This window comes from Flavobacterium sp., assembly GCF_035456225.1.
Taxonomy (GTDB): Bacteria; Bacteroidota; Bacteroidia; order Flavobacteriales; family Flavobacteriaceae; genus Flavobacterium.
Window position 1 is genome coordinate 1 of record NZ_DATIDM010000146.1, and the last position, 24317, is coordinate 24317.

The 24317-nt window shown below is 36.0% G+C and carries 24 protein-coding genes; 5 read left to right on the forward strand and 19 right to left on the reverse strand.

Annotated features, from left to right (window positions below; all coding sequences use genetic code 11):
• Positions 1-60: 60 nt before the first annotated feature.
• Positions 61-765 (forward strand): tRNA1(Val) (adenine(37)-N6)-methyltransferase, encoded by a 705-nt coding sequence (locus tag VLB74_RS08600; RefSeq protein ID WP_325203046.1) that lies wholly within the window; start codon positions 61-63, stop codon positions 763-765.
• Here the strand turns inward: VLB74_RS08600 and VLB74_RS08605 are convergent.
• From VLB74_RS08605 to VLB74_RS08650, 10 genes are all read right to left on the reverse strand, one after another.
• The gene (locus VLB74_RS08605) at positions 762-2051 is read right to left on the reverse strand and encodes an HlyD family secretion protein (RefSeq protein WP_325203047.1); all 1290 of its coding nucleotides are present in this window, start codon (positions 2049-2051) and stop codon (positions 762-764) included. The genes VLB74_RS08600 and VLB74_RS08605 overlap by 4 nt on opposite strands.
• Positions 2052-2053: 2 nt before the next feature.
• Positions 2054-4249: a peptidase domain-containing ABC transporter gene (locus VLB74_RS08610; RefSeq protein WP_325203048.1), complete on the reverse strand. Its 2196-nt coding sequence runs from the start codon at positions 4247-4249 to the stop codon at positions 2054-2056.
• A 2-nt stretch (positions 4250-4251) separates the two neighbouring features.
• Entirely contained in the window at positions 4252-5304 is a 1053-nt protein-coding gene (locus tag VLB74_RS08615) for a hypothetical protein (RefSeq protein WP_325203049.1), read from the reverse strand.
• Positions 5305-5460: 156 nt separating this feature from the next.
• On the reverse strand, positions 5461-6417 hold the full coding sequence (gene gwsG, locus VLB74_RS08620; protein ID WP_325203050.1) for a grasp-with-spasm system ATP-grasp peptide maturase: 957 nt from the start codon (positions 6415-6417) through the stop codon (positions 5461-5463).
• Positions 6407-7387 carry a hypothetical protein gene (locus tag VLB74_RS08625; protein ID WP_325203051.1) on the reverse strand — a complete coding sequence of 327 codons (981 nt, stop codon included), beginning with the start codon at positions 7385-7387 and terminating at the stop codon, positions 6407-6409. The genes gwsG and VLB74_RS08625 overlap by 11 nt, the downstream gene beginning before the upstream one ends.
• Before the next feature lie 167 nt (positions 7388-7554).
• Positions 7555-7755, reverse strand: a complete 201-nt coding sequence (locus VLB74_RS08630; RefSeq protein ID WP_325203052.1) for a hypothetical protein — start codon at positions 7753-7755, stop codon at positions 7555-7557.
• Positions 7756-8460: 705 nt separating this feature from the next.
• Positions 8461-10113, reverse strand: coding sequence for a hypothetical protein (locus tag VLB74_RS08635; protein ID WP_325203053.1), 1653 nt, complete (start codon positions 10111-10113; stop codon positions 8461-8463).
• 39 nt (positions 10114-10152) lie between these two features.
• On the reverse strand, positions 10153-11091 hold the full coding sequence (locus VLB74_RS08640) for a hypothetical protein (protein ID WP_325203054.1): 939 nt from the start codon (positions 11089-11091) through the stop codon (positions 10153-10155).
• 427 nt (positions 11092-11518) lie between these two features.
• The gene (locus VLB74_RS08645) at positions 11519-11695 is read right to left on the reverse strand and encodes a hypothetical protein (RefSeq protein ID WP_325203055.1); all 177 of its coding nucleotides are present in this window, start codon (positions 11693-11695) and stop codon (positions 11519-11521) included.
• An 81-nt stretch (positions 11696-11776) separates the two neighbouring features.
• A complete protein-coding gene (locus VLB74_RS08650) occupies positions 11777-13339 on the reverse strand; it encodes a vitamin K epoxide reductase family protein (RefSeq protein ID WP_325203056.1) in 1563 nt (520 codons plus the stop codon).
• A gap of 270 nt (positions 13340-13609) precedes the next feature.
• Here VLB74_RS08650 and VLB74_RS08655 point away from each other — a divergent pair, with 270 nt between their 5' ends.
• Positions 13610-13819 (forward strand): hypothetical protein, encoded by a 210-nt coding sequence (locus VLB74_RS08655; protein WP_325203057.1) that lies wholly within the window; start codon positions 13610-13612, stop codon positions 13817-13819.
• A gap of 6 nt (positions 13820-13825) precedes the next feature.
• On the opposite strand, the gene VLB74_RS08660 is transcribed toward VLB74_RS08655, so the two are convergent.
• Positions 13826-15604 carry a helix-turn-helix domain-containing protein gene (locus VLB74_RS08660; RefSeq protein ID WP_325203058.1) on the reverse strand — a complete coding sequence of 593 codons (1779 nt, stop codon included), beginning with the start codon at positions 15602-15604 and terminating at the stop codon, positions 13826-13828.
• A gap of 146 nt (positions 15605-15750) precedes the next feature.
• On the opposite strand from VLB74_RS08660, the gene VLB74_RS08665 reads away from it, so the two are divergent.
• Together VLB74_RS08665 and VLB74_RS08670 are read left to right on the forward strand one after the other, a co-directional pair.
• Positions 15751-16929 carry an acyl-CoA dehydrogenase family protein gene (locus VLB74_RS08665; RefSeq protein WP_325203059.1) on the forward strand — a complete coding sequence of 393 codons (1179 nt, stop codon included), beginning with the start codon at positions 15751-15753 and terminating at the stop codon, positions 16927-16929.
• Positions 16930-17023: 94 nt separating this feature from the next.
• Positions 17024-17806 (forward strand): DUF3050 domain-containing protein, encoded by a 783-nt coding sequence (locus VLB74_RS08670; RefSeq protein WP_325203060.1) that lies wholly within the window; start codon positions 17024-17026, stop codon positions 17804-17806.
• Between the two features lie 42 nt (positions 17807-17848).
• Here VLB74_RS08670 and VLB74_RS08675 read toward each other — a convergent pair whose 3' ends face one another.
• The 7 genes from VLB74_RS08675 to trmB form a co-directional block, all read right to left on the reverse strand.
• Positions 17849-18181: a 2Fe-2S iron-sulfur cluster-binding family protein gene (locus VLB74_RS08675; protein WP_325203061.1), complete on the reverse strand. Its 333-nt coding sequence runs from the start codon at positions 18179-18181 to the stop codon at positions 17849-17851.
• Positions 18182-18225: 44 nt separating this feature from the next.
• Positions 18226-19278, reverse strand: a complete 1053-nt coding sequence (locus VLB74_RS08680) for an NAD(P)/FAD-dependent oxidoreductase (RefSeq protein ID WP_325203062.1) — start codon at positions 19276-19278, stop codon at positions 18226-18228.
• Positions 19279-19467: 189 nt separating this feature from the next.
• Positions 19468-19707, reverse strand: a complete 240-nt coding sequence (locus tag VLB74_RS08685) for a NifU family protein (protein ID WP_325203063.1) — start codon at positions 19705-19707, stop codon at positions 19468-19470.
• 87 nt (positions 19708-19794) lie between these two features.
• A complete protein-coding gene (locus VLB74_RS08690) occupies positions 19795-20922 on the reverse strand; it encodes an Mrp/NBP35 family ATP-binding protein (protein ID WP_325203064.1) in 1128 nt (375 codons plus the stop codon).
• 125 nt (positions 20923-21047) lie between these two features.
• A complete protein-coding gene (locus VLB74_RS08695) occupies positions 21048-21380 on the reverse strand; it encodes an MGMT family protein (protein ID WP_325203065.1) in 333 nt (110 codons plus the stop codon).
• Between the two features lie 2 nt (positions 21381-21382).
• Complete coding sequence (locus VLB74_RS08700) at positions 21383-22012, reverse strand: LysE family transporter (RefSeq protein ID WP_325203066.1); 630 nt, start codon at positions 22010-22012, stop codon at positions 21383-21385.
• Positions 22012-22686 carry a tRNA (guanosine(46)-N7)-methyltransferase TrmB gene (gene trmB, locus VLB74_RS08705; protein WP_325203067.1) on the reverse strand — a complete coding sequence of 225 codons (675 nt, stop codon included), beginning with the start codon at positions 22684-22686 and terminating at the stop codon, positions 22012-22014. The genes VLB74_RS08700 and trmB overlap by 1 nt, the downstream gene beginning before the upstream one ends.
• A gap of 153 nt (positions 22687-22839) precedes the next feature.
• Here trmB and VLB74_RS08710 point away from each other — a divergent pair, with 153 nt between their 5' ends.
• A complete protein-coding gene (locus tag VLB74_RS08710; RefSeq protein WP_325203068.1) occupies positions 22840-23892 on the forward strand; it encodes a glycosyltransferase in 1053 nt (350 codons plus the stop codon).
• Here VLB74_RS08710 and VLB74_RS08715 read toward each other — a convergent pair.
• Positions 23875-24317 (reverse strand): sensor histidine kinase (locus VLB74_RS08715; protein WP_325203069.1); only part of this gene is annotated, 443 nt, incomplete at its 5' end. The two genes, VLB74_RS08710 and VLB74_RS08715, sit on opposite strands and share 18 nt — an antisense overlap.

Sequence of the window (24317 nt, forward strand, 5' to 3'; positions counted from 1 at the left end):
GTAGATCTTTACTTAGGATAGTTAACACTCGCAGCCTCAACAGGCAGAAACTCCCGAAACATGTTTCAATTTAAACAGTTCAAAATAGAACAGGACCGCTGCGCCATGAAAGTGGGCACCGATGGTGTTTTATTAGGAGCCTGGACTCCACTTATCAACAATCCTTACAATATTCTGGATATTGGTGCCGGAACCGGTTTGGTCGCACTAATGCTGGCACAACGCAGCAACGCCGAACAGATTGACGCTATCGAAATTGATGACGACGCTTACGAACAGGCTACCGAAAACTTTGAAAATTCGCCCTGGAACGATCGTTTGTACTGTTACCATGCAGGACTGGATGAGTTTGTGGACGAAGTGGATGAGGAATTTGACCTGATTGTTTCCAATCCTCCGTTTTACACCGATGACTATAAATCCGGGGACGACCAACGTGATAATGCCCGTTTTGAAGACTCTTTGCCTTTTGAAGAATTAGTAGAAGCCGCTGATTTTTTCTTATCGGAAAACGGCATTTTCTCCCTGATTATTCCTTTCAAAGAAGAAGAAAAGCTAAAAAACCTTTGCGCTGAAAGAGGCTTATTTCCTCTAAAAATCACCCGCGTTAAAGGCACTCCAACCACTGAAATCAAACGCAGCTTGTTGGCATTCAGCCGCATTGAGCAGACTCCGCTTATTGATGAATTGGTCATTGAAACCGCGAGACATCAGTATACTCCAGGGTACATTGCACTCACAAAAGACTTTTACCTGAAATTTTAATTCGGTTTAAAAACGTCCCGGAACTGATACAGGATTCGTTCCAGCAAACGTAAATCTTCGGTAATTATTTCGGCTGATCCTTTCATTTCCTGTTGGAATGGAATTTCTTTTTTATAAGTTGTTTTGAGGTTTTGAGGCAAAGCCACATCCATCATGATATTCCCTTCTTTGTCCGGAACTGACGAAATGTTTTTCACTTCACCCTTAAGGATTCCGAATTCACGATCCGGGAAATTGGCCAAACGAATATTCACCTGCTGTCCGACTTTGATTTTTCCTGAATTGTGCGCCGGCGCCTTTACTTTACCGATATAACCTTTTTCCGTTTTCGGCACAATTGAAAACACGTTGTCGCCTGCCGCTATCGTTTGGTTCTCCACCCAAATCTGCGCAAAAGAAACTTCTCCTTCAATAGATGATTTCAAAACATAATTAAGATCCCAATCTTTAATAGCCTTCTTTAACTGGAAAAACGATTGTGCAACATTCCGACTTAACGTTACTTCTTCTTTTGTTCCGCCGATTTCCGTTCCTTTAACCGCTCTTTTATTTTCAATCAAAGAAGATTTCAATTGCGAAATGGACGTCAACAGGTTCTTATAATTTTTTTCAGACTGCAGGCAATTCAGTTTTTTGGTTTCGAATTCCTGATCGGAGATTACGCCTTTATCATGCAGTGTTGTATAACGATTGATTTCATTCTTCTGCAGTTTCAGCTCCTGTTCGTTAATGCCTTTCTGCTGCTGCAACAAACTTAATCGTTCCTGGATTTGGCCGGTCTCTGATTTTTGAGCAGTATTTTCAACCTGAAACGGCTTTAAATCGGCATTTAATCCTTCGGCAATATAATCCTTCTGGAAAACAGCAAAAGCATTTTCGATTTCACCCAACTGTGCATTTTTTAATTTTTCAAATGGGAATTTTGCGCCTTGTTCCGACTCATCAATTAATTTACTCAACAGAAAAACATCTTTGTAATTGGCCGAATTTTCAATCACAGCCAATGGCGTATTTTCCTTTATCGTCATTTTGTCTTTTACCAAAATAGCCTCAATCTTTCCGGAAACTTTGGCCACCAATTTTTCAGGCGGGATATTGGTGGTAATCACAATCTCGGAAGCCACTACATCGGGATATTGCAAAAACCAGGAAACAGAAAACAACATTACGATGATTCCGAAAATCAAAACCGTTCCCCAGCGGATCATCCAATGTGGGACCTTCGTTAAAATATCCTGCACTTCTTCGCTGCGTAATTCAAACGTGTCTTTATTCTTCTCTTCCATGATTAATTCCCTAACTGCAATTGGTTTCGCACCAATTCAAAATAATTCCCTTTCTGTTCCACCAAGGCCGAGTGGTTGCCCATTTCAATAATTTTACCTTTATCCAACACCACAATCTGATCGGCGTTCATTACGGTACTCAAACGATGGGCGATAACCACAACCGTTTTATCCTTGAAAAACAAATCCAGTTTCTGCATGATTTCCTTTTCGTTGTTGGCATCCAAAGCCGAAGTCGCTTCGTCGAAAAACAACATTTCCGGATTTTTATAAACGGCGCGTGCAATTAACAAACGCTGCTTCTGACCTGTACTCATCCCGAGTCCTTCCGAGCCTATTTTGGTATTGTAGCCCAGAGGCAAACCCGAAATATAGTCTTTAATATTAGCCACATCAGCAGCATAAACCAAGCGTTGTTTGTCGATAATATCAACACCAACAGCTATATTATTGGCGATGGTATCATTAAAAATAAAACCTTCCTGCATCACTGCACCTACATTGTTACGCCAAGCTTTTTGGGAAATATTTTTTAACTGCGTGTTTCCAAGATTGATTTCGCCAGAATTAGGTTCATAAAACTTCAGGAGCAATTTCATTAAGGTTGTTTTCCCGCTTCCGCTGACACCTACAATAGCCGTTACTTTATTGGCCGGGATGGTCAGATTCAGATTCTCCAGAACGGGTATATCCGATCCCAGATAGCGGTAGGACAGTTCTTTGATGTGAATGTCTTCGTTTTGCGGCACATCATGTATCTGATGTTCTTCCTGTTGGATTTCGTCTTCTTTTTCATGAATTTCAGAAAGTCGGACCAGGGAAATTTTGGCATCCTGTACTTCTCTGACAAATCCGATGAGTTGCGTAATGGGTCCGTTTAAACTTCCCACTATCGAACTTATCGCCATCATCATCCCGAGTGTGATTTCACCGTCGATTACCAGTTTAGCCGATAAAAACAGGATAAAAATATTTTTCAGTTCGTTGATTACGGAAGAACCGATGGTTTGCGTTTGCTCCAACACCAAACCTTTTATGGAAACCCGGAACAATCGTGCCTGAACATATTCCCAACCCCAGCGTTTTTGCTTTTCGGCGTTGTGGAGTTTAATTTCCTGCATCCCGTTAATGAGTTCCATCACTTTACTTTGCTCCTGGCTCACTTCGGAAAATCGTTTGTAATCCAAAGCTTCCCTTCTTTTTAAGAACAAGGTTATCCATCCGAAATACAGAATGCTACCGGCAAAAAACACGAAGAAAATCTGCAGGTTATAGTACATCAGGACACCTCCCATAATCACCATGTTGATTACGGAGAACAAAACGTTTAACGACGATGTGGTGAGGATTCGTTCGATACGATGGTGATCGTTAATCCGCTGCATGATGTCGCCGGTCATTCGTACATCGAAAAAGGAAATCGGAAGATTCATCAGTTTTATGAAGAAATCCGAAATCAACGAAATGTTTATCCTTGTGGAAAGGTGAAGCGTTATCCAGCTTCGAATGAGTTCCAAGCCCGTTCTCCCAGCAAACAAAAACAGCTGCGCGAACAAAATCATGTAAATGAAATTGATGTTTTGGTTCTGGATACCTACATCAACGACACTTTGTGTCAGAAACGGAAAAATCAGCTGCAGCAAACTGCTCGCCATTAAACCGATGCTCAACTGAATCAAAAAGGATTTATAACGCCACAAATACTGGTACAACATACCGAAACCCAAGCCTTTATTCTCTTCTGTATCGAATTCGGACTGATGGAATTTTGGAGTGGGTTCCAATAGTAAGGCGATGCCTTCCTGAGTGGTTTCATCGGCATTGTTTCCTATCCAGAATTTGATGAATTCTTCTTTTGAATACTCCAAAAGTCCTTGAGCAGGATCGGAAATAAAAAAAGTGTTCTTTTTTATTTTGTATAAAATGACATAATGATTGTTATTCCAATGCAAAATACACGGAAGCGGAGCCTCTTCCAGTCTTTCTACAGATAATTTTACACCCAAGCTTCTGAAACCGATTTTTTCCGCTGCATCGCTTAGAAAAAGCAAATTACTTCCTTCGCGGGTGGTTTCGCTTAGGTTGCGCAATTCCTGAATGTTAATAGTTTTGCCGTAATGTTTGGCAACGATTTTTAAACAGGTGGGTCCGCAGTCTTTTTGGTCGGCTTGTTTGTAAAAGGGAAAACTTTTAAGCATTACTATTCACCCCAAAGTTGGAAATTAATCCGATTAATTTTTTCGCTATCAACGTAAAATTCATTTAACTCACTTCTCACTCCACACTCAGACAATGATAAATAACCCTCCTCATGCTGCCATTTACTTATATATGGATTGTAATTACATTCAGTATTATGTTTCCACTTGTTTTTTTCATTAATAGGAATACGATTATCAACACATAACCTTCTGAATTCACAATCCGAGCATACAAAAGTATCATCTTTTTTCACATCCCAAAATTCTTTAAATTCATTTTGTGATATCAAATCCTTAATACTTATACTCTGCATGTCTTTTAAATAACCAAATACTTTATCTGTTTCCTTAGCATTCTTAATTTCAGAATCCTTTCCAATAAATAATTTTCTATTAAAATAAACGTGAAATTTTGAAGACTCAAAGTACGTTAGCAAATTAGGCGATATCCTTAAACTTATTTCATCAACATTATTATTAAATCTATTTTTATGAATTGAATTATCAACTATCTTGATAGTCGAAAAATTATTTATCGAAATTATTTTTTTTACGGTTTCTAATAATTTAAAAAGTAATTCGGCATGTTCAAAACCCTCAACCATAGTCAATTCGAAGGTATCCGCTTCATTTTCGTTGATAAAATCAGCAAACGACTCCACAGATTTAATATTAGTAAATTCAGAAAATATAAAATTAAACTGAGGTATGGTACCATTTACTCCATCTTCATTAAATTTACTAAGTTGTGAGCCATTGATCTCTGACAACTCAATAACCACAGTTATTATATCGTACGGAATTTCCACATCTTCATTGAAGCTCGGAAAACATTTTCTGAGTTCTTCATTTGATTCAAAAATTAATTCCTTTTCCCATAAAAAAGAAAACAAATCCTTATCAATATCATCTCTATTAATAAAGAAGTCAGTAGATTTTAATAGCTCAAAATAGTGATTTGGAATAAAATTGATTTTCGCGTTTAACGAATCATAGATTAATGTTCTGTTATATCCTTTGCAGAAAAACAAGTTGTTATAAATCTGATACATTTTATTTTTTTAAAAAAAAGGTGGTTCTCAAATATATTTCTCTCACAGTATGTCGTGTAGTTTGAAATTTTTTACTTTGAACTTCATGCAAATCTAAAGACACGACAGGACATGACTGAATTTTCTTTATTATTATGGGAAATTTATCATTCGCTTTCATAGGCTTAAAGCTATTTCTTTATGTATGTTATAATTACAGGGATCAGATACTTGCTCAAATTGCCCTACGGGGTTAACTTCAAAGAGAACATAATCTCCATTTTTTGTGTAAGCCAAATCAAAACTCCCTGATTTTAATTCAAGTATTTTACACAATTGAAGCAATTTTTCTTCAATAAAGTTCGGCAATTTAAAAGGCACAACCCTATTTGGATTTTCATGATCATAATTCCTAAAATCCAAAGACGTTTTTTCATTTTCTTGTGAAAAAATAGCAGAACTATAAAAGTAATTATTGAAAAAGAAACTTCTTATTTCAAATTTCTTAGTGATTTCTTCTTGAACCAAAGAATAAAACATATTTTCTCCATCTTCACAGTTCACTTTTTGAGTCATCGAGTAAAATACTTTTCCATCTTTTTTTATCATAAAATCAGAAATTGCTTTTGTAACATACCTTTTATCAGTTAAATCCAAAACTTTTAAATCATCCAATATGTTTGAACTAGGTATTTTTAAATTTAAACATTTTGCGAGTGATAAAACTCTTAATTTATTTATGTTATTGTCATCGAATTTATTCAGTACAGCCAACTCATCAAGTTTATAAACAAAATATTCTATAACTTTAGAATACTCCTTTTTCAAAAAGGAAGAAACTTCACAACTTAAATCCAGCACTTCATAATTAAATTCAACACTTTTAAAATCTGCAAATTTCAAATGAGACCTCCTGTACCAATATGATTTAAAATCTGACAACATATATTCTAAATTATCAATACTAAAAAGTATATCCTCATTCTTTTCATCTATTATAATTCTTTTAATCGTAATCACATTGTTACTGGATATCCTAACGAATTTTTTACCATAATATGCTAACCATGAACATACTACATCCGTACTAGCTTCAGACACGTCTGAACATATTAAAATCAATTTATCTTCCATAATTCTTTGGCAATTTCCAATTTCTTTCTCTACAAAACTCCTCAATACTACTACTCCAATATTTTTTTCTAATATTATTAACCTCTGATGGAAATAAAAGATCTTCTAAAATAAAATTCCCTTGATCATCGATAATTCCCATTGTACCAAACATTCCCTTATTTTCGTCTATAAAATGATGAACATAATGATCGTATGCTGAAGCATATTCATTTGGTGTTAATTCGCCTTTTTCCACGAGTGGCCATAGGAGCCCAACAAATTCCAAAGCATCTTCCTTGTTTAAAAAACAGGCAATTGCATGATTTAATAGCATTGTAATTGTCTGACCATTAAACCTTGCGCACTTTCTCCGTTTTGGAAAAATTCCTTTTTTTAAAAGTTCCAACATATAATAACTATTAGGTGTTGCCCCGTATTTTGCGATATAGTTAAGACCTAAAGAATCTTTGACTTTATTATCAAAAAAAAGGAACCGCAATTCTTGAAAATACTTTTCATTTTGCAGTATATTTTCAAATATATCATTGTCATTTTTGTTAACTTCCTTCAAATAATTATTTCTTAGCCTTCTCATTTTTTTTTGTTTTTTCTTATAGAGATCATTGAGAAAAACACCATAATTACTTTTATCCACAATATTTATAAAACTTAAATCGTATTCAATCGTAAAACCTCCTTGATGAGTCTGATCAGACTCAAACTGGTACCCATATCGTATTGCCTCATAAAAAGCTTTTTTAGCTTCTTTATAATTTCCCTTTTTAAAATATTGATAACTTAAAAATTTTAAGTCTTCTGAAAACGGTTCATTTTCTTTGATCGCTTTTTCCAAATAAATAATTACTGAATCACTGTTCATCCTACTTGATTGCCTTATAAATGAGTGGTACGAATCATAATTATTTTGGCTATAAGCAAATTCTCCACACCAAAAAGAAACTACTAAAATTAACAAGAATTTTTTCATAATTTTATTATAATAGAATTGAAAAACTTCAACATACAACTAAATTAAAGCTATCAAATGAAACAAAAATAGTTTTTAAATAAATCCAGCACCTATCATATTACTAATAGACATTCGTAGAAAAAAAATTATGATTTAGGCTGCCAAAATCAGGCAGCCTAAAATGATTAAACCGGTTGATCTAAAGAACCATCACCATTACTGGTATACACGGTATCAATCACACCTTTGTCCGTGGTATTAAAAGCAACATCATAACGTCCGCCAGTCATTGCTGTATCCGAACCTTTTGAAGTGGTTAATCCTCCAACGACACTTTTAGCTTCGCTCTCATTCAACTTTAAACTTTCAAACAATTTTGAATTCATTTTTTTCATCTTTTCTATTTTTTAGATGATTACTAATATTTTCATTACTCTAAAAATCCTCTCTTGCTCCACTACTCACTGCGCGCTTGCTTTTGTTAAGAAAAGTAAGAATTTGATTGCAATAATATCCCGTCCGAAAATATTTTCCAAATTTAAAATGTTAAATTTTAAAAATAATTTTCCTACAAAAAAAGAAAAACAGCGTAATACAAACAAAATCAAATACTTGATTTTGTTATTTTTCAAGTAAAAAAGAGGCTTTTTTTAAATTAAATCACAAACACAATGTCTTCTGACAGGATATTTTACAAATTATAAACAGATACAGAGTTGTAAAAAACTCTTTTTCTTTTTCTGCATCGTTAAAAAATAAAGATTACAGCACTAGCGGCTGGTTTCGTTTAAGATGCATAATTCCGAGATGTTGGATACGATTTATAGACAGGTTCGGCTGCAGTCTTTGCTGTCGACTTTTTTGTTAAAAGGAAACTTACTTATTATTTTTTTATCTAACGTTCAAATTCTTCAGGTATGATCTTATCCGACTTACCAATCCGTACAAAATCATCAAAATCTTTACTATAAATCAAAACCATACAAGAAAATTATTTGTTGTAAAACTCCCAATCATCAGAGATTTTCATGATATAATTAAAGTTTTCATTATAATACTTATCATATGCTTCAGGACTTTCTTTATCGTATTCAGTTATTATATAATTTTCCGTATAAATAAAAAAAAACATAAGGGTTGTTAAAAATAAATTTCATTTTTCTAACATCTAAATCATTTAAACCACACGATTTTGAATTATATAAATTGCCTTTGTAAATATGAAAACATGAGTTATTATAGAACTTTTCAATTGAGCTTCTTTTGTTGTCATGTTCAAGTTTTAGAGCACTTTTAATCAATAAATCATTTAAAGCTTCAATATTTTTTGGATTTTGTTGTATAGCATGTCTAATTAATACGTGGTATTCTGGAAACGGATTTAAGACCGTATCATTTTTTGTATCAACACCAATTTTTTCTTCAGAAGGATACCCCTCCTCTTTTAACAACGCTATTAATTTATCTGTAACTCTTTCTGTTGTTTCATACAATACTTTAGAATCTTTCCTATTAGCTAATCCATAATCAGCCTGGTCCTCTTCTACTAGTTTTTCTAACCCTTCTTTTAATTTAGTGTTTCTACTGTTTTGAAATTGATAGTAAATGGAGTCATATTTTACACTGAAGCCATTCCATTGTTTTTGCTTTTTTAACAAAGTGAATATTTTGGAATTAAAATAATTAATTCCAACTCCTTTTTTTGCTAACTGCGCTGTCCAATAATAAGCGTTTTCATAATCTCTTGAAAATAGAGCACAACGAATGGCGTTATGTATATCTCTTGCAAAAATGACTTTATAATTTTTATTCAATAAATTATACTGTTCTTTTGCTTTTGCATATTGCCTTTTTAAGATAAAATTTTCGGCTTCTTCAGTAAAAGAATAATAATTTATTTCCTTGTTTTTTATTTTATCTTTCTGAATATCTGATAAAACAATATTATCTTTTATGAGTATTTTGTATGCAGGCAAGTCTTTTTTTATTGTTTTTTTTCTCCTATTCTTTTTTGAATTATAAATCATTGTACTTAAATCAAAAATTTCTGAATAACAACCTATATCACCAAAGGCGAGTATAGTATTGGCTGCCACTTTTCCCTTTATTTTAAAATATCTTTTCCCATTGGATACTGTTTTATAATGCGAATAATTTTTAAAATAAAAAGCCGGAAATGTATCTAAGATGGTACTTTCATTAACATCTCTCCCTTTTATTTTTACTTCAATCAACTCCTCATTTACTACTTTACCTAAATAACAGTGAACAATTGTATCTTTTTTTTCCCCAAGAAAAATATCTAATCTATTTTCAATATTTTTTTCTTTCAATTTTTTACTATCTGAATCTGCCCAACCACCATTCACAAATCCTTCTATTTCAATGATACTATCTTTTGGATTAAATACTGTTTTTTCAAAATTAACCTTCAAATACCACATTCGATGACTCTCTAAAAGTTGAAAAACTTTAAAATCTTTAGATTTAAATTGCACACCATAATTTATTACCCCTTTATAATTTCTATCGTCAACAAAAAACGATGGGATTAGCGTGTCTTTTATATTTGAAGAATTCAAAAACTTATACTTCCATAATTGATACGTTTCTTCATCTATTTTATTTTTTTCAAAGTCTTTTTGATAAAATTTCGTTTTAACACTCGTATTTTGACCATATTGATTTTGACCATATAAGCTAGTCAGGATTAAAATAATAAGTGTAAAAAAGGTTTTTCTCATTAGAAAATTATTTATGATTAAGTAACCCGTTGGGCGTAATTAAATAATTTGATTTTTAATATTGTTATTAGTCCGCCATTTTTCATACCCGTAATTGGGCAAGCCGATTTCCCTTCGGTGTTTGTTAACCTCTGACTTGCTAATTTGCAGTTCGTTTTCGTAAGTTCCGTAAAATTGCTCCTTACCATTATACAACAGGTATTGATCGTACATAACACCATAAACCCAGGGAGTATCCGCTCCACTCTCAACAAATTCCTTTACTTTTGGCATAAAATAGGAAAGACGTTCTTCGTCATTGGTATGCAGCAACATTGTGGTTATTTCAACAAAATTGACTTTATCAACACTATAGTTACCTATGATCTTTTTACCGGGATATCCTATATTTTCAAAAATCGCTTTCAACTTAATCGCATGCCTGGCATCAATAGCTCTTTGCTTATCAATATTTTGCTGATAGTTGGCACCCCTGAAACGTTGATCATCCACTTTCATTTTTTTTATGGAATCCCGCAATTTCAAATCAATTCCTGACAAATACTTATTTCTAAGACTCTCATAATTCGTTTCCACAACAGAACTATTTTTCTCTTTAGACAAATAATCATTGCCGTGTATATTTTCAAGAGTATAACCATGGATTGCAACCAATGACGCGAATTCTTTTTCAGACACTCCAACTTTCAGCATACTTTTAAGTTCCAGATAAGTCAGGTATTCATAGTAAACATCCATATTAATGGGCTCATACTTCTGAAACAGGCTGTCCAATATCGCATAACTTCGCTGATAATTTTTAGTGATGTACAAACTGTCCGCTTCGTACACTTTTAAATAATAGGGAATATAGTTTCGCTCTTTTATAGTATCGTTTTGACTAATTGCCTTTTTTGCTTGGCAGGAAAAAAACAACCCTGCTACAAATGACAACCCTGTTATTGTCAAAAAAAGTGATACTCCGATCTTTAATCTCATGTTTTAAATTTCAATAAATTTTCAGAAAAAACGCAACAATTAAAGCCTTAACCTAAAACTTAAAACGTTACTTACTGAATTTAATTGTAAGAATTTTTGAGCAAAGATATTCTTTTAGGAATAAAAACCTTTTAAAGATTATTAAAAAAACTGCCCGGAAGTAACTCCCAGGCAGCATAACTACAACTCTTCAGTAAAGATTCGGGGCATCATCCTGAACAGATGATATCTAATGTAAATGGATTCTAAAAAAATATAACTCAAGATCCCAATCCTTTATAGACACTTGGGGCTGTGTGCCTATTCCGGATTAAGATTCTTCCCTGTTCAAATCGGATTCAAAAAAATCCGTGATTCAAACATAAAAGGATCAGCCATTTTGGGGAAATGAAACTGCGACTTATTTGGAAAAATGAAACTAAAACGATTAAAGAAAATTTATTTCAAAATGCGGAATCTCTTTACATGCGAGTTCTTCACAGTGCTTTCCATACTGTGCGCACATTTTATTTTCTTTACAAATAACCTTTTCGTTTTTGATGCTTTTTTGTAACGTTTTCGATAATTTTTCAACCCCTTTGATACTTAAAATATCTTGTAACATAATTAAAGTTTTTAGTATTTGTTAATAATCGCCATAGTTTCAAACTTCTGAAATTTGTATTTCATGTTCATTCGGTATTTTTCAGGCTATGACCAAAATAGTTTCATCCATGGCATGTCTTTCCTGTGAAAATTCGTTTAAAAAATATTTTAAATCGCTTATTTCATATCCTTCCGGAAACAGCTTCCCGTTTACGATTTTTACCGGCGTATAATTAAATCCGTTCTCAAGACACCATTGATACTGTTGGTAAATCTGATGTTTTACTTTCATATCAATAATGTTACTTGCCCATTTTGCCTTCCATTCGTCCAGCCCCATTTTATTAATATGCCAATCGACAATAGCTTCAGTTGCTTTTTCCGGTGAAGAAGCACTCATAGCCAATAAATTTTCCACAACCACTTTATAGGGATTTTCATCATTTTCTGTATTGATATTAAACAATACGCTCAAGAAAACCCGTTGCGGAAATTTGGCTACCATTTTAAAAGCGTCTTCAAAAATTTTATGGCAATGACCGCAACTCGGACTGATTATCACTGTTAATTGGACAGCTGCATTTTTATCTCCAAAAGACAATCCTTCCAGCTGTTCAAAGCTCTCTATCATTGGGATCTCTTTGGAAAGGAAATTATAAAGCGAGAAATTTCTTTTTAGTTTTACCGATTCGACAATCGCTTTATCAGCAATACTCTTGGCTTCAAAAACAGGCTTGATCAACATCCAAATCGAAGTAAAAAGAAAGGCGGTGAATAAAAATTCGAAAAAACGAATTGAAAATAGTACCGGAAAAGATTCGTTTTCAAAGACAAAAATCAGAACCTGTGTTACCATCAGGAAGGAAATAGCCAAACATAAAACACACCATTTTTTTAATTCTATTTTCTGCAACCAAATGGAATACAATAAAATAGGTAAGGAAAAAACACTAAATAAGCCGACAATCGTTGCTGAATCTTTAGGTTGAATCGCTATAGCCATAACACTGATTCCGAAAAACAAAAAAGGCAGATCTGAAAGCTGAATCCATTTTGTTCCGAAATTCGAGTTGATTACCGAATTACAGGAAGTATTCGTTTTGATGCTGCAAATTTTGGAAACCCCTGTATTCATGTACCCAAAACGTTCCCGCAGAATGAAAACACTCACTACCAAGCCGATTAAAGAAGTAAATAACAAGGTAAGACTTCCGACGTTGTACTCTTTATAAACCAATGAAATCGATAGTAAAACAACCGTCGGAAGGAGAAAACGAAGCCATTTTATATTCAGGGATTCTTTCCTGATTTCAATTATCTCATTCGGTTCAATCGCTATCACAATTTGATCCCAATCGGTAAGAAATTCGTTAAAAGTAAGGTCTTTCTTTTTACCGTTTTCAAATTCGATAGTAACGCAAATATCCTTTTTCTGCGCCAAAACCATCTCATCGTTAAGAAGGGTTAAAAAATATTCCGGCAACTCCACAAACTGTTCTTTCGGAACTTTGATGGCTTCATTCGGAATGGACAATGCGTCTAATGAATCTGTAATGGCAAAGACACTCGGGTAATTGGGATGGGATAAGAAAAACGATCCAAAATCCTCTTTTTGTTCAGAATAATTATTTTTAACCAGATACTTTTTAACGACGTTTATCATAAAGCTTTTTTATTTTTCTCCGCAGAGTCACGAAATATTCAAGGCAAATATTCCACTCTTGCTGAAACAAAAAAAGCCCTCATTCTTACAATTTGCAAATTATTACATGCATAATTTATAAATTATTAACGCAAATAAAAATTATAAAATTCTAACCCTCAACAACTTGAATAAAAAATAACAACATAAGGCTTTCAAATTCATTTGTCTGACAAATTGCATTTAGTTTCGATTTATTTTTGGAAAAATCAATAGTCAAACACAACTAATATGAAAACTAAAAAATTAAATTTCGAAGACTTTGCATCAAATGAATTATCGAAGAATCAAAAAAAGACGATTTTAGGAAAAGGGGATGTGACAATAATGTCGACCTCATTCATGGGTGATCCTATAATAGTGGCCACAACTACAACTACTCCGACAGTTCCCCCAAGTGCTGGATCAGGAGCAAATGGTGATGCCAGAATAACAGACTAACGACAATTACAATTCACTATCTAATTTTTTAGCAAATTGAACGGGTGTTACGCCTGTTCTTTTGCTGAAGGATTTTGTAAATGAAACGGCATTCTTAAACCCAACACTTTCAGCAATGGCTTGTGTGGAATATTTTCGGTAGGTCGGATTGGTTATCATCTCATTGATAACATAATTAATCTTCAGTTCATTTGAATACTCACTAAACGATTTCCCAAATCGCTTATTTACCACATAGGACAGGTAGGTCGTATTTGTTTTGATTTTTTTTGCGACAAATTGCTGCGTAAAATCAGGATTCAGGTATAATAATTTATCTTCCAGTTTTTTGAGTTTATCAACTATCTCATTTTCTTTAATCTCATCAATACTGATAACGGCATTTTCCTTCTTGGTGATACTTTCTATGTTCTCTGCAGTGATAATATCCGGAATCAGATTTGCCTCCTCTTGTTCGATTATTAAATTCTTTTTTTCATTTTCTTCTTTATACTGAAGAATCAGCTCGTTCAGCTTTTTATCTGTTTTGCGTTTATCACTGCGGTATTTTATTAAACCCAAAACAAGCAGGACAAATAGGATTGCTAAAAAAACAAAGGCAGCCTTGGTTAACAGGCTTCTGTTTTTATACCTCTTCTGCAAATCATTCATATCCTTCTGCAGATCGTTACTGCTTAAATTGAAGTTTACATCAATGGTTTCACTATTTAGTTTCGCCTCATTTTTTTCAAAATTTTCCAAATATATTCTCGAATGCTTCAGCGCCTTATCGTATTCTTTTTTATGGGCATAAATCTTGGCCTGAAAATAATTCGAATAAATAAAATCCGTGAAGAAACTTTTATTGCTATGGTATACTGAATCAACTTTTTTAAAGTAAATCAAAGCATTATCATATTCTTCAATGTTGTAATAAACCTGACCCAAGTTCCGGTTACTGGCGCAGAAATATTTTTTCAGGTCATCGGATTTAGTTTCAGCCAATAATTTATGATATATTTTTTTGGCGTTATTGAAATCTTTTTTCAGGTAATATATATTGGCTAAACCTACTTCGGCACTGACCTTGAAAATCTTCAGATTTCGTGAAAATAAAATGGCTCTTTTATAATAATATTCGGCAGAATCCAGCAGGGCAGTATTTTCTTCGTTAAGCGTATGCTTTTTCTCATAGAAGTTACCCAAATTTAAATTGATTTGGGTTTTACTGTTGGCGAATTGTTCATCATCATACAGATATTCAATCTTATCCGTAATTTTATCTGATCCTTTAGCCGCCTGAATTGCCAAATCATAATTTCCCACCTCATTATTGATTACCGAAATGTTGTTGTTGAACTTAACCACCTGCTTAAGATCGTTGAGCTCTTCGGACTGTTTTTTACCTTTTTGGTAATACTCAAGAGCTTTTCCGTAATTCCCTCTTTTCCATTCGGCCAAACCACCATAATTTAGCAGATAAGCATTGGTTTTATTCTTTTCGATTCCCGCTGGAACTTTTTTGATCAAATCGAAAGCTTCTTTATATAACTGTTTGGATTTTATGCTGTCTCCTTTTAACTGATACAGATATGATTTTATTCCTACAGCGAAAGACTGATGCAGATAGTCATTGGATTTTTCAATTTTGTTTGCGTAGAATAAGGAACTATCAACATCAGAATTAATCAATACTCTGGCTTTATCCTGCATTTTCAAATATTCCTTATCGCTTAAGACTCCATTTTTTTGGGCAAAAAGGGAGTTCGTCAGCAGGAAAATCAAAAAATAAAATAATAGTCTCATTACGTTCGTTACGAAAATTTATACAAAAATAGCCAATATACATTTAATTTAGGTTAGGCGACTATTATTTGCTTTAAATTATAACACCCCTAGATTGAATAGTTAAATTTCTTTGCTTACTTTTGTGAACCAAAAATTTTATTTAAATGAGACCAGACTTATTCCAAGCTCCTGATTACTACCTGTTAGACGACTTACTGACAGACGAACATAAATTAGTGCGTGACTCTGCTCGTGCATGGGTTAAAAAAGAAGTATCCCCAATTATTGAAGAATACGCACAAAAAGCTGAATTCCCTAAACAGATTGTAAAAGGTTTGGGTGAAATCGGCGGTTTCGGACCTTATATTCCTGTAGAATACGGTGGTGCCGGTTTAGACCAGATTTCATACGGATTAATCATGCAGGAAATCGAGCGTGGTGATTCCGGTGTACGTTCCACTTCATCGGTTCAGTCTTCTTTGGTAATGTATCCTATCTGGAAATACGGAAACGAAGAGCAACGCATGAAATATTTACCAAAATTAGCTACCGGAGAATGGATTGGCTGTTTTGGTTTAACAGAGCCTGATCACGGTTCCAACCCTGGCGGAATGACAACCAACTTCAAAGATATGGGCGACCATTATCTTTTGAACGGTGCCAAAATGTGGATTTCCAACGCACCATTTGCCGATATTGCAGTGGTTTGGGCAAAAAACGAAGAAGGAAGAATCCACGGGTTAATCGTGGAAAGAGGCATGGAAGGATTCACAACTCCGGAAACGCACAATAAATGGTCGTTACGAGCTTCGGCTACCGGAGAACTGATCTTCGATAACGTAAAAGTACCGAAAGAGAACTTATTACCTAACAAATCAGGCCTTGGAGCGCCGCTTGGATGTTTGGATTCAGCTCGCTACGGAATTGCCTGGGGAGCTATCGGAGCTGCAATGGATTGTTATGACACAGCTTTAAGATATTCAAAAGAGCGTATCCAGTTTGACAAACCAATCGGAGCAACGCAATTACAACAAAAGAAATTAGCCGAAATGATCACTGAAATCACCAAAGCGCAATTATTGACTTGGAGATTAGGTATTTTGAGAAATGAAGGAAGAGCTACTTCTGCACAAATCTCAATGGCAAAAAGAAATAACGTGAACATGGCTATCGAAATCGCCCGTGAAGCACGTCAGATGTTAGGAGGAATGGGTATTACCGGAGAATATTCGATCATGCGCCACATGATGAATCTTGAATCGGTAATCACTTATGAAGGAACGCACGATATCCACTTGTTAATCACAGGAATGGACGTGACCGGTTTCTCGGCATTCAAATAATCTTTATCAATTTCACAATTGATTAAATCAATGTTAAAGGCTTCTCTGATATGGGAAGCTTTTTTTAATTTCGTACTTCAAAACTACTATTGCTATGAATATCCAAACCGTAAACAAAAGGATCCAACCCCAAAAGGATCTTTTACTAAATCACCCGCTGTACAAGCAAATTCAGAATATTGATGACTTACACCATTTCCTGGAAGGACATGTTTATGCCGTTTGGGATTTTATGTCGTTATTAAAGGCGCTTCAGCAAAAGCTGACGTGCACCACAACACCTTGGTTTGCTTCACCGAATGCGGAAATGCGTTATCTGATCAATGAAATTGTATTGGCCGAAGAGTCCGATATAAGCCTTGACGGAACAAGACAGAGCCATTTCGAGATGTATCTGGACGCCATGAAAGCCTGCGGCGCGAATACCGACAATATCGAGACCTTTTTAGAAAGCGTAATTTCGATGCAGAATATTTTCGTCTCCATCAAAATCAGTGACTTACATCCGAAGATTAAGGATTTCCTTGATTTTACGTTCCAGGTAATTGAACATGGAAAACCGCACGAGATTGCCGCAGCGTTTACCTTTGGCCGTGAAGATTTGATTCCGGATATGTTTTCTGAAATATTGAAAAATTTCCAGGCGAATTTCCCGGAAACCAATTTAACGAAACTGATCTATTATTTCGAAAGACATATCGAATTGGATGCGGATGACCACGGACCAATGGCCATGAAAATGATAACCGAACTATGCGGAAACGACAACCAAAAATGGAAAGAAGTGGAAAGCATTTCCATTCAGGCGTTGGAAAAACGCATCGGCTTATGGGATGCCATTGAAGAACACATTCACGAAACACATTTAGCAGTATAAATAAAAAATCCCGAATAAATCGGGATTTTTTATTACATTTTCTTAAGACTCTGGAGCCAGTTCCACTTCCAGTCCGTCAATGGCTTCCGTTATATGGATCTGACAACCCAGTCGGCTATTTTCTTTCACATTAAAAGCCTCCCAAAGCATCGCATCTTCATCAGCAGATTTTTCCGGCAGTTCCACATCGTTTAAAACATAACATTGGCAGGAAGCACACATGGCCATTCCGCCGCAGATTCCGATGGTACCTTCCGGGGCCAATTCGTAGGCACGAACCAGTTCCATGATGTTCATGTTCATGTCGGTAGGCGCCTGTACTTCGTGAGGGACACCTTCCCTGTCTATTATTTTTATGGTAACGTCTTGTGACATAATTTATGGAAAGACCTACAAGGTTTAAAAACCTTGCAGGAGTATTAATCAATTGCTTTTACTACCGCTTTTTCAGCTTCTTTTCTTGTTCCGTCGAAACCGTCAACTCCGGAAACCGTGGTGTATTTCAATACATATTTTTTACCCGGATTCAGTTTGTTGTAAACCGACTGACACATTAATGTCGCTTCATGGAAACCACAAAGGATCAGTTTCAGTTTACCCGGATAAGTATTTACATCGCCAATCGCATAAATCCCTTCGATATTGGTCTGATAATCCAAGGCATTGTTTACCACGATGGCATTTTTCTCAATTTCTAAGCCCCAGTGCGCAATAGGCCCTAATTTAGGCGTTAATCCGAATAACGGAATGAAATAATCGGTTTTGATGTTGCGGTGTGCACCGTTTTCATCAATATCGATAGATTCCAGGTGTTCTGATCCGTTTAATCCAACTACTTCAGCAGGCGTTATCAAATGAATTTTTCCTGCATGTTTCAACTCCTGAACTTTCTCTACGGAATCCAAAGCGCCACGGAATTCGTTTCTTCTGTGGATTAACGTAACTTCTTTCGCTACATCCGCAAGGAAAATACTCCAATCTAACGCCGAATCACCTCCTCCGGCAATTACAATTCGCTTGTTACGGAATTTTTCCGGGTCTTTTACGAAATACTCTACACCTTTATCTTCGTAAAATTCAACATCTTCAATTAACGGTTTTCTTGGCTCGAAACTTCCCAAACCACCTGCAATAGCAACGGCTTTTGCTTTGTGCTCGGTTCCTTTATTCGTAGTTACGATAAATGTGCCGTCTTCCAGTTTTTCGATTTTCTCGGCCACTTCACCCAAGGTAAAACCAGGCTGAAACTGCTTAATCTGTTCCATTAGGTTCTGTACCAGATCTCCTGCCAACACTGAAGGAAATCCAGGAATATCGAAAATGGGTTTTTTGGGATAAAGTTCGGTTAACTGTCCGCCCGGTTGTGGCAAACCATCTATGATATGGCATTTCAGCTTTAAAAGCCCTGCTTCAAAAACGGCAAAAAGGCCGGTAGGACCCGCACCGATAATTAGTATGTCTGTTTCAATCATTTTTTAAAAAATTTCAGAGTAACGAAGTTACTACGTTGCAAAGTTACATAGTTGAAAAGTCATCAAATATGATTAATGTCAGGTTTGCGTGAGGGATAGGAGCGGCATCCTTTTTTGGTGGCTGAGGCTCTCGAAGTCACCAAAAAAGATATAGCGGATAGCCCGACCCTAGTGGTCACGCCCAAATAACTAAGCTACGTTTACTACGGTTTCTATTTGTGGCGCATACTTTTTAATCGTAGTTTCCACACCCGCTTTCAAAGTCATTTGGTTTATTTTACAAGATGTACAAGCACCTTCCAAACGCACTTTTACGTGTTTCCCGTCTTCGATATCCACCAGCGAGATGTCTCCTCCATCGGAATTTAAAAACGGACGGATTTCATCCAATGCTTTTTGAATGTTTGACGTAAGTTCTTCTGTATTCATCTGTTATAGATTATTAGATTGTTAGATTATTGGATTTTCAGACAACGATTATTTTTTAAGAATCTAATTGTCTGAAAATCTAAAAATCTATTTTTTTACAGCAGAGCAGCCTGCCATGGTTGTAATTTTTATTGCTTCGGTTGGTGGAAGGCTGTCATTTCTCCTCACCGTTTCCGACACCACGCTCCTTGCCAATTCTTCGAAAGCGGCCTGTACCGGCGAAGCAGTCTGCAACGCTGCCGGACGACCGTAGTCACCAGCTTCGCGGATGCTTTGAACGATTGGCACTTCTCCAAGGAAAGGTACATTTAAATCTTCTGCAAGATTTTTAGCGCCTTCTTTTCCGAAGATGTAATATTTATTTTCTGGTAATTCTTCCGGGGTGAAATAAGCCATATTTTCGATAATTCCCAAAACCGGCACGTTGATGCTTTCGTTCTGGAACATCGCCACTCCCTTTTTAGCGTCAGCCAAAGCTACTGCTTGAGGTGTACTTACAACTACTGCTCCGGTAAGTGGCAACGATTGCATGATGGATAAATGAATGTCTCCTGTTCCCGGTGGTAAATCGACTAGCATGAAATCCAGTTCGCCCCAATCCGCATCAAAAATCATTTGGTTCAACGCTTTTGACGCCATTGGACCTCTCCAGATAACGGCCTGGTCAGGACTTGTAAAAAATCCGATGGAAAGTAATTCCACTCCGTAGCTGGTAATGGGTTTCATTTTTGATTTTCCGTCTACTTCTACTGAAATCGGTTTTGATTTTTCAACATCGAACATGATGGGCATTGATGGCCCGTAAATGTCAGCATCCAAAACACCAACCTTAAAGCCCATGTTCGCCAAGGAAACTGCTAAATTAGCGGTGATAGTAGATTTACCTACTCCTCCTTTTCCGGAAGAAACGGCTACAATGTTACTGATTCCTGGGATCGATTTTCCTTTGATTTCAGGTTTTTCCGGAGCCTCAACCTTGATATTGACTTTAACCTTCGCCTTTTCGTATATTTTTTCGTGGATTACCTTGATGATGTCTACTTCAGCGCGTTTTTTAATGTGAAGGGCCGGAGTATGTAAAAGTACGTCAACAACTACTTCGTCTCCGAAAGTGATTACGTTTTGTACCGCTCCGCTTTCAACCATATTTTTTCCTTCTCCGGCAATGGAAATGGTTTCCAAAGCACCAAGAATTTCTTTTCTGTCTAATTTCATATTATGTGAAAATGCTTTAAATCTTTCTTTTTCAGTTCTTTATTAAGACTGATTTTAGATTGCAAAGATAGCTTGAAAAGTTTAATAGGGAAAAGGGAAAAGGGAAAAGTTTTGTGAATTATTTATTAAAAATTCACTTCCGGCTGCCAGAAATGTTTTTCAAAATCGACAATCTGATTATCAACAACCTTAATACCTTCACTCTCCAACAATTGCTGCATGAGGTTCGTCCCGCCAAAATGATGTTTCCCGGTAAGCATTCCTTTCCGGTTGACCACTCGGTGTGCCGGAATATCTTCTTTTAAATGGGACGCATTCATGGCCCAGCCAACCATCCTTGCCGAACGGGCTGTTCCAAGTGCTTTTGCAATGGCGCCGTAGGACGTAACTTTTCCGTAAGGGATTTGGCGGGCAACCGTATATACTCTCTCGAAAAAATTATCGTTGTCCGAAGCCATTTTTAACTGGTGATTATTTTAAAAATGGTAAATAAAGAAATGATTCCCGTTACGGTTCCGATGATGTAATTTCCGTTGGTCATCAAAAATGAAGGTTCATCAGTCTCTTTTCTCTTAAAAAATAAAATGTAGAGATAGAACATCAGAAAAGATCCTGATACCGAACCCAAAACAAAAAGCGAGATATCCGCTTGGTTAAAGATAAACCAGCCTTTTCTGGAACACCAAATGCTTATCACAACATGATACGGAATGGGCAGTAAATTGAGGAACGCCAACAACATCCCTAAAAAGAAACGGTTGGTTTTGCTTTTTTCCTGAAAAACTTCTTCTTTCTTCTTTTTCTTTTTGCCTGCCAAAAAAAAGTAAATCGTCAACCCTAAAAAAATAAAAACCCCGATTTCTTCCAAAAGAATCACGATATCAGGATTCCTGTCTATGAATTTAGCAAATAAAACCGCAATGTATGTCTGAAAAAAAACCGTGACACTGGCGCCCAAGGCGAACATCAGGGCTCGGTTTCTTCCATCTACAGCGCTTACTTTTGCCGCGGTCATATTGAGCAGCCCCGGAGGAGCCACACCCACTGATGCTGCGGTAAAACCTAAAAGGAGCGGCAACAAATAATGCATTATTTGATTTTGAATTGGATATATGTAATTGCTTTGTCCTGCTCCAGATACTGGCTTTCATAAAAGGTCTGAATCGCCGTAACCACATCTGGCGCCCCTTCGTTTTTGTACACGTTATGATTCGCATAAATCACCTCGTGTCCTTGTCCGTGAAGCAACCCCAGGGTATATCCGTGCATGAATTCGCTGTCCGTTTTTAAATTCATCAATCCGTCGTGCTTTAAAATCTTCTTGTAGCGTTGCAGGAATTCGGAATTCGTCATTCTGTGCTTGGTACGCTTGTATTTTATCTGCGGATCCGGGAAGGTAATCCAGATTTCATCCACTTCACCTTCTGCAAAACAATTCTCAATCAGTTCAATCTGGGTACGCAAAAAGGCTACATTGTTCATGCTGCTGTCTACAGCCGTTTTGGCTCCGCGCCAGAATCTTGCCCCTTTGATGTCGATACCAATAAAATTTTTTTCGGGATAGCGATTTGCCAAACCAACAGAATATTCTCCTTTCCCACAGCCCAATTCCAGAACCAGCGGATGATCGTTTTTGAAAAATTCTTTATTCCACTTGCCTTTTAACGGAAATGAACCGCTAACCACTTCTTCTCTAGTTGGCTGAAAAACGTTATCAAATGTAGCGTTTTCCTTAAACCTTTTTAACTTATTTTTACTTCCCACGACGTAATTTAAAATTTTGGTAAAATTAAGGAAATATACCGCAATAAAAATAGTTTTACTTTGCAGTATCAATTTGCGGCCAAAGATAAGCAATCCATTTAAAAGAATTGGTTATTAAACGGTTAAGCCGTGTTATTGTCAACGTCTAAAAAAATGAATAAAAAAAGAATTTTAGTAGCACCTTTGAATTGGGGTTTAGGCCACGCCACACGCTGTATTCCGATTATCAACGCTTTGGAAAACAACGGTTTCGAACCCATACTTGCTTCTGACGGTGTTGCCCTGGCGCTATTAAAAAAAGAATTTCCGCATCTTACCGCTTTGGAACTTCCTTCTTATAAAATTCAGTATGCCCAAAACGGTGCTCATTTCAAATGGAAAATGCTCCGGCAAATCCCCAATATGGTTGAAGCGGTTCGGCATGAACGAAAAACTGTTGAAAAATATATTCAGCAATACGATATCCACGGCATCATTTCGGATAACCGTTTGGGGGTTCATTCTAAAAAAACACCTTCGGTTTTCATTACGCATCAATTAAATGTTTTAACCGGAAATACTTCTTGGATCACCACAAAAATCCATCAGCTCTATATCCGTAAATTTGACAACTGCTGGGTTCCTGATGTTGCTGGAAAACCAAATTTATCCGGAAAACTGGGGCATTTAAGAAGAACTAACCTCAACCTGAAGTATATTGGCCCATTAAGTCGTTTGAACAAAAATGACCTTGAAGAAATTTACGATCTGATGGTGATTTTATCAGGACCAGAACCACAGCGCACTTTACTCGAGGAAAAACTGCGTTTGGAACTAAAAAGCTACAACGGCTCTATTCTTTTTGTCCGTGGCGTGATTGAAGAAGAACAAAAAAGCAGCAAACGCTTTAATGTGACCTGTTACAATTTTATGAACTCGGCCGAGCTGGAAACCGCTTTAAACCAAAGCAAAATGGTTCTTTCCCGCTCGGGTTATACTACTATTATGGATTTGGCAAAATTGGGTAAAAAAGCCTTTTTTATTCCGACTCCGGGACAATACGAACAGGAATATCTGGCCAAAAAGCTCAAAAAAAAGGGAGTGGCTCCTTCATCAAAACAAAGTGATTTCAAAGCCGAACACTTGCTTCAAACCGATCTTTATCAGGGAATGAAAAACATTAATTGCGAAGAACCGAATTGGGAAGAGTTATTTAACCTTTTCTAAAGTAAACGAAAATTCGGAACCAAATCCATATTTACTTTCCACGTAAATTTTCTCGTTATGTGCTTCGATGATGTGTTTTACGATGGACAAACCCAGTCCTGAACCGCCTTCCGAACGCGCCCCGCTTTTGTCTACACGGAAAAAACGCTCGAACAGTCGGGGAACATTATGAGGTTCAATCCCTTCTCCATTATCGGTAACGCGAACAATCACCTTATTATTTGTTAAATTCTCTATGCTGACTTCCGTGGTTCCTTTTTCTTTTCCGTATTTAACCGAATTCACGATTAGATTAGTCAGCACTTGCTCAATTTTTTCCTGATCGGCACGCACATAGATCGGCTTGGTGTATTTCATGTCAAACATGAGCATGATGTTTTTCTTATCAGCTTTCATTTCCAACAGATCAAAAACATTCTGCACTA

Bases quoted from the DNA above. Each gene is read 5' to 3' on its own strand.
- VLB74_RS08630 (WP_325203052.1), bottom strand. From the start codon at position 7,755: ATGAATTCAAAATTGTTTGAAAGTTTAAAGTTGAATGAGAGCGAAGCT.
- VLB74_RS08605 (WP_325203047.1), bottom strand. From the start codon at position 2,051: ATGGAAGAGAAGAATAAAGACACGTTTGAATTACGCAGCGAAGAAGTG.
- VLB74_RS08675 (WP_325203061.1), bottom strand. From the start codon at position 18,181: ATGTCACAAGACGTTACCATAAAAATAATAGACAGGGAAGGTGTCCCT.
- VLB74_RS08660 (WP_325203058.1), bottom strand. From the start codon at position 15,604: ATGAGACTATTATTTTATTTTTTGATTTTCCTGCTGACGAACTCCCTT.
- VLB74_RS08615 (WP_325203049.1), bottom strand. From the start codon at position 5,304: ATGTATCAGATTTATAACAACTTGTTTTTCTGCAAAGGATATAACAGA.
- VLB74_RS08610 (WP_325203048.1), bottom strand. From the start codon at position 4,249: ATGCTTAAAAGTTTTCCCTTTTACAAACAAGCCGACCAAAAAGACTGC.
- VLB74_RS08700 (WP_325203066.1), bottom strand. From the start codon at position 22,012: ATGCATTATTTGTTGCCGCTCCTTTTAGGTTTTACCGCAGCATCAGTG.
- VLB74_RS08710 (WP_325203068.1), top strand. From the start codon at position 22,840: ATGAATAAAAAAAGAATTTTAGTAGCACCTTTGAATTGGGGTTTAGGC.
- VLB74_RS08680 (WP_325203062.1), bottom strand. From the start codon at position 19,278: ATGATTGAAACAGACATACTAATTATCGGTGCGGGTCCTACCGGCCTT.
- VLB74_RS08640 (WP_325203054.1), bottom strand. From the start codon at position 11,091: ATGAGATTAAAGATCGGAGTATCACTTTTTTTGACAATAACAGGGTTG.
- VLB74_RS08635 (WP_325203053.1), bottom strand. From the start codon at position 10,113: ATGAGAAAAACCTTTTTTACACTTATTATTTTAATCCTGACTAGCTTA.
- VLB74_RS08655 (WP_325203057.1), top strand. From the start codon at position 13,610: ATGAAAACTAAAAAATTAAATTTCGAAGACTTTGCATCAAATGAATTA.
- VLB74_RS08690 (WP_325203064.1), bottom strand. From the start codon at position 20,922: ATGAAATTAGACAGAAAAGAAATTCTTGGTGCTTTGGAAACCATTTCC.
- VLB74_RS08650 (WP_325203056.1), bottom strand. From the start codon at position 13,339: ATGATAAACGTCGTTAAAAAGTATCTGGTTAAAAATAATTATTCTGAA.
- gwsG (WP_325203050.1), bottom strand. From the start codon at position 6,417: ATGGAAGATAAATTGATTTTAATATGTTCAGACGTGTCTGAAGCTAGT.
- VLB74_RS08665 (WP_325203059.1), top strand. From the start codon at position 15,751: ATGAGACCAGACTTATTCCAAGCTCCTGATTACTACCTGTTAGACGAC.
- VLB74_RS08625 (WP_325203051.1), bottom strand. From the start codon at position 7,387: ATGAAAAAATTCTTGTTAATTTTAGTAGTTTCTTTTTGGTGTGGAGAA.
- VLB74_RS08670 (WP_325203060.1), top strand. From the start codon at position 17,024: ATGAATATCCAAACCGTAAACAAAAGGATCCAACCCCAAAAGGATCTT.
- VLB74_RS08600 (WP_325203046.1), top strand. From the start codon at position 61: ATGTTTCAATTTAAACAGTTCAAAATAGAACAGGACCGCTGCGCCATG.
- VLB74_RS08645 (WP_325203055.1), bottom strand. From the start codon at position 11,695: ATGTTACAAGATATTTTAAGTATCAAAGGGGTTGAAAAATTATCGAAA.
- VLB74_RS08695 (WP_325203065.1), bottom strand. From the start codon at position 21,380: ATGGCTTCGGACAACGATAATTTTTTCGAGAGAGTATATACGGTTGCC.
- VLB74_RS08685 (WP_325203063.1), bottom strand. From the start codon at position 19,707: ATGAATACAGAAGAACTTACGTCAAACATTCAAAAAGCATTGGATGAA.